The organism is Dialister sp. (assembly GCF_036343215.1).
Classification (GTDB): domain Bacteria; phylum Bacillota; class Negativicutes; order Veillonellales; family Dialisteraceae; genus Dialister.
Genome location: NZ_JAZASU010000060.1, coordinates 1 through 10,132 on the forward strand (window position 1 = coordinate 1; position 10,132 = coordinate 10,132).

At 44.7% G+C, this 10,132-nt stretch carries 7 protein-coding genes and 1 CRISPR repeat array; all 7 genes read left to right on the plus strand.

The window, feature by feature from the left end:
- The first annotated feature begins 989 nt into the window (after nt 1-989).
- The 7 genes from cas3 to cas2 are packed head-to-tail and all read left to right on the plus strand — an operon-like array spanning nt 990 to nt 8,535.
- The gene (gene cas3 / locus VZT47_RS07670) at nt 990-3,191 is read left to right on the plus strand and encodes a CRISPR-associated helicase Cas3' (protein ID WP_330224384.1); all 2,202 of its coding nucleotides are present in this window, start codon (nt 990-992) and stop codon (nt 3,189-3,191) included.
- A gap of 16 nt (nt 3,192-3,207) precedes the next feature.
- The gene (gene cas5c, locus VZT47_RS07675) at nt 3,208-3,861 is read left to right on the plus strand and encodes a type I-C CRISPR-associated protein Cas5c (protein ID WP_330224385.1); all 654 of its coding nucleotides are present in this window, start codon (nt 3,208-3,210) and stop codon (nt 3,859-3,861) included.
- Nucleotides 3,858-5,657 carry a type I-C CRISPR-associated protein Cas8c/Csd1 gene (cas8c, locus tag VZT47_RS07680; RefSeq protein ID WP_330224386.1) on the plus strand — a complete coding sequence of 600 codons (1,800 nt, stop codon included), beginning with the start codon at nt 3,858-3,860 and terminating at the stop codon, nt 5,655-5,657. Before cas5c ends, cas8c begins: the two co-directional genes overlap by 4 nt.
- Before the next feature lies 1 nt (nt 5,658).
- Nucleotides 5,659-6,549 (plus strand): type I-C CRISPR-associated protein Cas7/Csd2, encoded by an 891-nt coding sequence (cas7c, locus tag VZT47_RS07685; protein WP_330224387.1) that lies wholly within the window; start codon nt 5,659-5,661, stop codon nt 6,547-6,549.
- Nucleotides 6,549-7,214, plus strand: coding sequence for a CRISPR-associated protein Cas4 (gene cas4, locus VZT47_RS07690; protein ID WP_330224388.1), 666 nt, complete (start codon nt 6,549-6,551; stop codon nt 7,212-7,214). The genes cas7c and cas4 overlap by 1 nt, the downstream gene beginning before the upstream one ends.
- Nucleotides 7,211-8,242 (plus strand): type I-C CRISPR-associated endonuclease Cas1c, encoded by a 1,032-nt coding sequence (cas1c, locus tag VZT47_RS07695; protein WP_330224389.1) that lies wholly within the window; start codon nt 7,211-7,213, stop codon nt 8,240-8,242. Before cas4 ends, cas1c begins: the two co-directional genes overlap by 4 nt.
- Nucleotides 8,243-8,244: 2 nt before the next feature.
- Nucleotides 8,245-8,535 carry a CRISPR-associated endonuclease Cas2 gene (gene cas2 / locus VZT47_RS07700; RefSeq protein WP_330224390.1) on the plus strand — a complete coding sequence of 97 codons (291 nt, stop codon included), beginning with the start codon at nt 8,245-8,247 and terminating at the stop codon, nt 8,533-8,535.
- A 131-nt stretch (nt 8,536-8,666) separates the two neighbouring features.
- A CRISPR array of direct repeats spans nt 8,667-10,084; the repeat unit is 32 nt; unit sequence GTCGCACCCCATGAGGGTGCGTGGATTGAAAT.
- Nucleotides 10,085-10,132: the final 48 nt, after the last annotated feature.

A 10,132-nucleotide genomic window follows, 5' to 3' on the forward strand; every position in this document is an offset into this window, starting at 1 on the left:
GAATTTCTGCAGCCGATTGACAGGTAAGATCGGAAATCCGGACAACGAGATGTATTCTCAAAAGGGAGTTTATTTTTGTACCCAAAAAGCCGTCCACTAGTCATAGTGGGCGGCTTTTTTGTTTCCCCGCATGGAAGTTCCGAGTTCCGAGACTCGCATCAGGGACTGAAAGTGATGAAACTTTGATTGAATAGCTTTTTCTAGCAGCTTTGAATCGATCGGGACTCGGGAAACGGGACTCGGGGTGGTGGCGCGGCACAAATCAGGAAGCCGCGCCTTTTTATATTCTGGTTCCATCAGGGCCTGGCTGAAAATCATCCGTATCGGTGCAGCAAAGAAACAATGAATGCATCATGATTTTCGTGAATATCGTGGCTATCGGGCAGGTGGCGCAGCAACAGAAGGAAGCTGCGCCTTTTTTATATGGCCCTGTCAGAGCCTTCCGATGGAGGCACGGAATGTTCGAGGCATTACGACGTGAAAGGATAGCGGAATGGGGGATTTGCCTTCCGATAGGGGCATGGAATTTCCGAGGCATTACGACTCGAAAGGATATCGTAATGGGGGATTTGCCTTCCGATAGAGGCAGGGAATGTTTGAGGCATTACGACGTGAAAGGATAGCGGAATGGGGGAGCTCTTTTCCCCTGCGGGGCTCCTTTCGGGGCTGAGTTCTTCGCAGCTTTGAAATTTCAGCTGTCTTCAAGGCTTTGAATCGATCGGGACTCGGGACATCGGGACTCGGGAAGGTGGCGGGCGTCAGAATAGGAATCCCGCCAATTATATATTTTTCCATTGAGGCTGCCAGAGGTTCCGTAATGACTCGCATGGAAATTCTTGGTTCTGGGGCTTGCATCGGGGACTGGAGCGGTGCAAGTAATTGATAATATTGTCAATATCATTGGACAACAATTGTCCTACTCAGATGATATAATATAAACAACGATAGAACATTCGATTTTCTAAAGTGTTCAAAACATGGGGGAAATCATGATGAATAAAGATTCCTGCTTTATTGCTCATAGCACTGATGATGGCAGAAAACCACAGACCTTGTCGGATCATCTGAATCATGTTTCTCTATTGGCAGGGAAATTTGGAGAATCTTTAGGCCTGAAGGAGGCAACTGCCCTGATTGGCCTCTATCATGATATTGGCAAATATTCAGATGAATTTCAAAAGTATATAAGGGGAGAAAGGACTGCAAAAGTAGACCATTCAACGGCGGGAGCCCAGCTTTTTTATCGTGAAAAAAAGAGCTTGAGGCTCCTTTCTTTGATTGGCGCTTTTTGCATTGCCGGACATCATGCAGGAATTCCTGACTGGGGTGGAAAGGGTGATTTCTCCGGAATCAACCGTACTTTACAGGCAAGATTGAAAAAGGATATACCCGATTATTCTAACTATATGAAAGAAATGGTAAATCCCCAGGGAATATCTTTTATACCCGGTAAAGATATTCAGAAGGATCCTGTGAGGATAGCCCTTCTCATTCGAATGATTTTTTCTTGTCTTGTAGATGCAGATTTTCTGGACACGGAAAATTTCATGAATCACGGGACAATTATGCGTGGACATTTCCATGAGATTCCTTATTTGTGGGAACTTTTCCAAAAGGAGCTGGAACGCAAAGGCTTTTTTAATCCACAAACCCCATTAAATAGAAAAAGAACCGATATTATAAGTAGGTGCATAGAATCGGCTGACATGGGCGATAGAATTTATTCTCTGACGGTACCAACCGGAGGCGGAAAGACCTTGTCTTCCCTTGCCTTTGCCCTACGCCATGCAGCAATCAAAGGAAAGCAAAGAATTATTTATGTAATTCCGTACACATCTATCATTGAACAGACTGCTGACGTATTTCGCGAATTTCTTCCAAGGCAGGATATTATAGAAGCCCACAGCCAGGCAGGATATGATGATTCTGATGAAAGCATGGAAAAGAGAAGACTTGCTGCAGAAAACTGGGATGCACCTGTCATCGTGACGACAAATGTTCAGTTTTTTGAATCACTTTTTTCAAATAGAACTTCAAAATGCCGAAAGCTGCATAATATAGGAAACAGTGTCATTGTATTCGATGAAGCGCAAATGTTTCCGGTCAACTCCATGAAACCTGTAATGAAGGCATTGCAGGGGCTGTCAGATGATTGGAATTGTACACTCCTTTTGTGCAGCGCAACCCAGCCTCCTTTGGGGCAGTTTCTTGAAGAAAAGCCCCATGAAATCATGAATCATATTAATGAAATGTACCGATTCTTCAGAAGAGTACAATATAAAAATGAAGGCCTTTTGGAATATGCTGATATCGCCGATGCAATGTCAGCAAAAGACCAGATACTTTGCGTATGTACCACGAAAGGCGAAGCGGAGAAAATCTTTGACTCATTGAGGGGCAGAATTAATAGGTCTGAAGGACTGTACTATCTGTCCACTCAACTTTGTCCGATCCATCGAAAACATGTGATTTCTCGTATAAAAGCAGATTTGAAAGCAGGAAGAAAATGCAGGGTAGTATCTACCTCAGTTATTTCAGTAGGCGTAGATATTGATTTTCCTGCTGTTTATCTTGAAATGACCGGTTTGGACAGTATCATTCAGGGGGCCGGCCGTTGTAACAGAAATGGAAAACATACCTGGAAAGAAAGTGTTGCTCATGTTTTCACCACTGAAAAAAACCAAAAGTCCCATTTCATGCAGCAGGAAAAACAGGCTGCCGAAATAGCGGAGAAAATTCACCCGGATATTTCATCGCCTCAAGCAATTAGTACTTACTTCCATGAACTCTATAATGCTAAAGAAGCTATACTAGATAAAAAGGATATTATAGGTCTTTCTTCAAATCTTGCATTTGAGACAATTGGAAAAGAGATGAAACTGATTGAAGATTTTACGAAATCGGTTTTTATTCCGTGGAATGAGGAGGCGAAACATCTGGAATTGGAACTCAGGCAGGGAATTCGGACCAGAGAACTCATGAGGAAAGCATCTCTCTATATGATTAATGTTCAGAGCAGTGTGAAAAGTCAGGTCCCGGGCCTTTATGAACAACTTAGGGATGATGGTTTTATAGAGCCATTAGACGAAGAAATGGCTATTCTCACAGAACCAGCCTGGAACCAGGGCATATATGACAAAATAAAAGGATTGACCTATATCCACAAAGAGGGAATGGGCGTTATGTTATAAAGAAAGGAGATATTTCATGGCATTTGGAACACGAATAGAATGCTGGGGACGATATGCATGCTTTACCAGACCGGAAATGAAAGTAGAAAGAGTCACCTATGATATGATGACCCCGTCTGCCGCCCGAGGTCTGGTAGAGGCGATTTTCTGGCATCCGGGACTTCGATATGTAGTGGATGAAATCGATTTGTTGGCGCCGATTAAAACCACCAATATCAGAAGAAATGAGGTCAAATCAAAAATTCTGGCATCATCGGTTATGAAAACTGCACAGACAGGAGAGCCGATAGCTCTGTATACATCAGGAGATATCGTACAGAGAGCAGCCCTTGTTCTCCAGGATGTGCACTACTGCATAACGATTCATTTTGAAATGACTGATAAAGCTTCTCCACTGGATAACCCTGGTAAATTTACCGAAATGCTCAGAAGACGGGCAAGAAAAGGCCAATGCTATCATCAGCCCTATTTGGGAACCCGGGAGTTTCCTGCTGCCTTTCGGCTTGTAGAAGATAATGAAACAATCAATCCTTATCCGGAAACAAGAGACCTGGGTTACATGCTATATGATATGGATTATAGTGATCCTGCGCACATTACCCCCTCTTTCTTCCATGCGAAACTGGATAAAGGAGTCATGGATTTAAGGAATTGTGAGGTGCACAAATGATACTGCAGGCACTTGTTCACCTTTATGAAGAACTTAAAACCCAGGGCGAAATAGAATCCCCGGGCTGGGGTAAATCGAAAGTATCACATCGTTTGGCCCTTGATGATAATGGCCAGCTTATCGGTATTCTATCAGCTAAAGTGAAAGTCACAAGAGGCAAAAAGGAAATAGAAATACCGCCAGAAATGAGCGTCCCTCAGCCTGTGAAGAGAAGCGTTGGGATAGCTCCCAATTTCTTATGCGACACGAATTCCTACATTCTTGGCATTGATAATAAAGGGAAAAAAGAAAGAACAAAGCGCTGCTTCGAAGCATCAAAAAAGCTTCATCATGAAATACTGGATTCCTGTAAATCGCCTGCCGCAAAAGCAGTTTTAGCTTTCTTTGATACCTGGGTCCCCGAAAAGGCAGCAACCATCCCATTAATAGCCAATCAACTTGACGATTTATATAAGGCTTCCAACTTCATCTTTGAACATGATGGAAAAGACGTATGTAGAGATCCGGAAGTTCAAAAAGCCTGGGAGCGTTATAGAGCCGGCAAGGATAAAGTTGGAAATAAGGTCAGAGGGCAGTGCCTCGTAACCGGAATAGAAGATCAACCTATTGCCATACTTCATCCAAATCTGAAAGGTGTCCGAGATGCACAGAGCAGCGGGGCAGCTCTTGTTTCCTTCAATGCTCCCTCTTTTGAATCCTATGGACATAATAAAGATCAGGGGCTCAATGCACCGGTCAGTGAATATGCGGCATTTGCTTATGGTTCCGCCTTGAATCATCTCCTGGCAGACAAAAAGCATGTCAAAGTTTTAGGTAATACAACCATTGTTTTCTGGACAGAAAATGCCAAACCTTTGTACATGGACGTATTCGATAGTTATGCTAACGGAGAAGACTGTGGTATCAGCAATGAAGATATCCATCGGGCCGTAAGTAACCTGGTCCAGGGAATACCCGCAGATCTTAACGAAACTGAACTGAATCCGGAAGAACCTTTCTATATCCTTGGTCTGGCTCCCAATGCTGCCCGGGTAGCTGTACGATTCTTCATTCGGAATTCATTTGGCAAAGCCATGAAAAACGTCTGGGATCATCAGCAGCGAATGACTATCGAAGGACCGCCGGGCAAAAAGCCCTGGATTCCTTTCTGGCAGCTTCTGGCGGAAACGGCCAATCATCATTCCAATGATTCCGCCGCTTCCCCTGTCATGGCCGGTATGCTCATGAAAGCAGTATTCAATGGACAGCCTTATCCCGAAACCACTTATCAGAATATACTGCTTAGAATATTCTCGGACCGTGACGAAAAAAACGAGAAGGGAACTACTATATATCGAAAAATCGGCTACATTAAGGCCGGATTTATCAAAGCTTATCTGTTAAGAAACCACAGTAAGAGATGGGAGGGTCAATTACAAATGAAAGTGAACGAAAACTGTAAGGAAATTTCCTATATCCTCGGGAGACTGTTCTCTGTTCTCGAGAGTATCCAGAAAGAAGCGAACCCGGGTATATCATCCACCATTAAAGATCGGTATTTCAATGCTGCCTGCTCGACGCCGGCAGTCACCTACCCGGTTCTCCTCAAACTGGCCAATGCCCATTTGAAGAAAATCAAAAACGAAGCATTCAGGATTAACGATTCGAAAAAAGTGCAGGCACTCATGGCAGAGATTCCCATGCCGGAGAGTGGAAATCCATTTCCAAAGAGACTTTCCCTGGAAGAACAGGGCGCATTCATTTTAGGTTATTATCAGGAAACACAGGCAAGATATTCCAAGAAGGAGGAAGCTTAACATGGCAGACGTAATTTCCAACAAATATGATTTCATTGTTCTTTTCGACGTAATGAACGGCAATCCCAATGGGGATCCCGATGCAGGGAATATGCCGAGAGTCGATGCGGAAACCGGACTTGGCATCGTTACCGATGTCTGCCTGAAGAGAAAAATCAGGAATTATGTAACAGCCTGGGCCGAAGCAACCGGAAATGAAAAAGGCCATCGCATTTACATCCAGGAAAAAGTGCCACTCAATCTGAATGATCAGGAAGCTCTTGAATACACCGGAGCCAAAGATATGAAAGAGGCCAAGAAAAAAGATAAGGATATTGATACTAAAATCTGCAAGTATATGTGCCAGAATTTCTATGATATCCGTACTTTTGGTGCAGTCATGACCACTTTCATGACTGGCGCATTGAATTGCGGACAGGTCAGAGGCCCGGTGCAGCTTGGATTTGCCCGCTCTATTGACGAAGTGCTGCCGCAGGAAATTACTATTACCCGTGTCGCAATAACGACTGAAAAAGATGCAGAAAATAAGCGGAATGAAATGGGAAGGAAATACATTATTCCTTATGGCCTGTATCAGGTGGAAGGCTATGTATCTGCCAATCTGGCAAAAAAGACAGGATTCACTGAAGATGACCTTGAACTTCTCTGGAAAGCAATCATTAACATGTTTGAAGATGACCATTCCGCTGCTAGAGGCAATATGGCCGTAAGAAAACTCATTGTATTCAAACATGACAGCCTTCTGGGCAATGCTCCATCCTATAAACTCTTTGATCTTGTGGATGTTCACAAAAAAGAAGGTGTCGAAGTACCGAGAGCTTACAGCGACTATGAAGTGACTATCGATGAAAAGAATCTCCCTGAAGGCGTTCATATCGAGCAGAAAATCTGATGTATGATGAAGAAGATTATCTGATGATTTCCGGAATCCAGCACTTCGCTTTCTGCCGTCGGCAATGGGCCCTGATTCATATTGATCAGGAATGGGATGAAAATCGGTTGACGGCGGAAGGCGAGCTGATTCATAAAAATGCTCACAATACTGATTTTTCCGAAACGAGAAATGGAATTTTAACCATCAGAGGACTGAGAGTATCATCGCCGACGCTGGGGATGTCCGGACAATGTGACGTAGTAGAATTTACTCGTGATGAAAGTGGTCATGGAGCGATTCTTCAAGGCCATCGGGGTACCTGGCTTGTCAGGCCCATCGAATATAAACGAGGGAAAGATAAATCGGATGATTCTGATGAGCTTCAGCTTTGCCTGGAGGCTATGTGCCTCGAAGAAATGCTTTCCTGCCATATCCCGGAAGGAGATATATTCTATCACGAAATCAGAAGAAGACGTGCCGTTCTCTTGACAGATGAACTCAGGGAAAAGGTGAGAAAAGCAGCTGCAGAAATGCATTCTATTTACCAAAAGCACTTCATACCCAGAGTAAAAAAGAATAAACGTTGTCAATCCTGTTCTCTGAAAGATATCTGTCTGCCCAAATTAATGACCATGACGAACGTCTCCGATTATTACAATCGTATTCGGGAGGATAAATCTTGAAGAAACTTCTGAACACACTATATATCCTTTCAGAAGATATTTACCTCTCTCTGGAAAATGCGAACATTCTGGCCTGGAAAGGCAAGAATGTCGTACAGAAAATTCCATTGATTAATCTGGAGAATATTATTTCCTTCAGCAGAAGCGGCGCCAGTCCTCAACTGATGGGTGCCTGTGCTGAAAGACACATCGGTTTATGTTTCCTCACTCCGGAGGGGCGATTCCTGGCTCGGGTGAATGGGAAAAGTAATGGAAACGTCTTTCTGCGGAAAGAGCAATATCGTATATCGGATGATGAAAATAAATCCGCTTCGATTGCAGCCTGCATGATTGCCGGGAAAATCTACAATGAAAGAGTCGTTCTTCGACGGACAATGAGAGATCATCCTTTATCCATAGATAAGAAATCTTTCGACGCAGCAACCGACATACTGAAGCAGTCTGCCAATGATGCGCTGGATGCGGATTCATTGGAAACCATTCGGGGAATCGAAGGAAATGCCGCCCAGGTTTATTTCTCCCTTTTTGAGAAAATGATACTGGCCGACAAGAAACATTTCTTCTTCAATGGGAGAAATAAGAGACCTCCTCCTGATCGGACCAATGCCCTTCTTTCCTTTGCATATACGATCCTGGCTCATGACTGTGCCAATGCCCTGGAGGCAGTAGGGCTGGATTCCTATGTCGGATTCCTTCACAGAGATCGTCCCGGAAGAATATCTCTGGCATTGGATCTGATGGAAGAACTCAGAAGCCCCATAGCAGACCGTTTTGTCCTGACTTTGATTAATAATCGCATTGTAAATGCGAAAGACTTCAATATCACTGAAAATGGTGCAGTCCTATTGAATGATGATGGGCGCAAGAAATTCCTGACTCAATGGCAGGATAAGAAAAAAGAACAGATACTGCATCCTTTCTTAAAAGAGAAAATAGCAAGAGGACTGATTCCATATGTGCAGGCCATGCTTTTAGCCAGGTACATCCGAAATGATCTGGATCAGTATCCCGCTTTCCTGGGGCAATGATTATGCTGATACTCATAACTTATGACGTAAATACAGAAACCGCTGCCGGCAGGAAAAGGCTCAGGAAAGTAGCAAAGTGCTGTGAATCTTATGGCCGGAGAGTCCAAAACTCGGTTTTTGAATGCTCCCTGAATGAAGCACAGCTTGTTACCATTCAAGGTCAGCTCAAAGAACTGATTGATATGGATAGTGACAGCCTCAGGCTTTATAATCTGGGAAATCACTTCCATGGGAAAATCATGCATTTTGGCATCAAGAAAGTGGAAGCACCGGATGATACCCTGATACTCTGATGCGAACCATAAGCTCACATCAGAAAAAGCCTCGAATTTAACGATAAAATGAGGCTAAAAAATGGAAAAGATTGAGGTTCGCAGAATCATATATGATTTTAGCGATAATTACTAAATCTTTTCCATATACAGTCGCACCCCATGAGGGTGCGTGGATTGAAATTCCAGTACCGCATGGAATGCTTTAAGAATTGAAAGTCGCACCCCATGAGGGTGCGTGGATTGAAATGATAAATACCGTTCTGGGCATTGTAGATTGCCTGTCGCACCCCATGAGGGTGCGTGGATTGAAATTTATTAAGCTTGGATTTCTTTTTATCGCCCTGCAGGTCGCACCCCATGAGGGTGCGTGGATTGAAATAACATGAACATGAGGACCTGTTGAAACACTAGAGTCGCACCCCATGAGGGTGCGTGGATTGAAATATTTCAGACGGTGCCTACCTCGTTAAGGATATTGTCGCACCCCATGAGGGTGCGTGGATTGAAATTTTGCTCCTGGGAATCCTTTTTCTCGTCATCGCTGTCGCACCCCATGAGGGTGCGTGGATTGAAATCAACAGAACTTGGTTATTATGTTATTGATAATATGTCGCACCCCATGAGGGTGCGTGGATTGAAATTGTCTCCGCATAGTCTATCCGGAGCGGCTGGTTGTCGCACCCCATGAGGGTGCGTGGATTGAAATAAAACATCGCCTTGGAAATTGGCAGAAATTATTATGGTCGCACCCCATGAGGGTGCGTGGATTGAAATGTGGCGTAGGTATGGCGGAGAGAATGGAAGCTGCGTCGCACCCCATGAGGGTGCGTGGATTGAAATAAGAAGACGAAAGACGGTACAAGCCCGATCGTCGTCGCACCCCATGAGGGTGCGTGGATTGAAATTGGCGGAACTCCAGCTGAACCAGCCGCTCCGGATAGTCGCACCCCATGAGGGTGCGTGGATTGAAATATGACCTATCCGATCGGGAGCTACTACCTCGGGGCCGTCGCACCCCATGAGGGTGCGTGGATTGAAATTATGGCAATTCCGACGTGACCCCGGATGAATTCGTCGCACCCCATGAGGGTGCGTGGATTGAAATCTGGAACAGGTTGAAAAGACTGCTGACGGGAATGTGTCGCACCCCATGAGGGTGCGTGGATTGAAATACCTTCGACCAGCTGAACAATGAAGAGACATTTGGTCGCACCCCATGAGGGTGCGTGGATTGAAATAGGAGTCACCATCACAAACGGGCAGGACGTCACGGTCGCACCCCATGAGGGTGCGTGGATTGAAATGTATGGTATGACGGAGAAAAATTCAAGATGTCCAGTCGCACCCCATGAGGGTGCGTGGATTGAAATAAGAAGCTCCAAATGGTCACCGCAGCTCATTTTGTCGCACCCCATGAGGGTGCGTGGATTGAAATATCGCAACCAATGCTTCGAGACTGGCAAGCGGCAGTCGCACCCCATGAGGGTGCGTGGATTGAAATTTTGAACTACGTCAAGGCGAGGGACCAGTCCCTCGTCGCACCCCATGAGGGTGCGTGGATTGAAATATCGCAACCAATGCTTCGAGACTGGCAAGCGGCAGTCGCACCCCATGA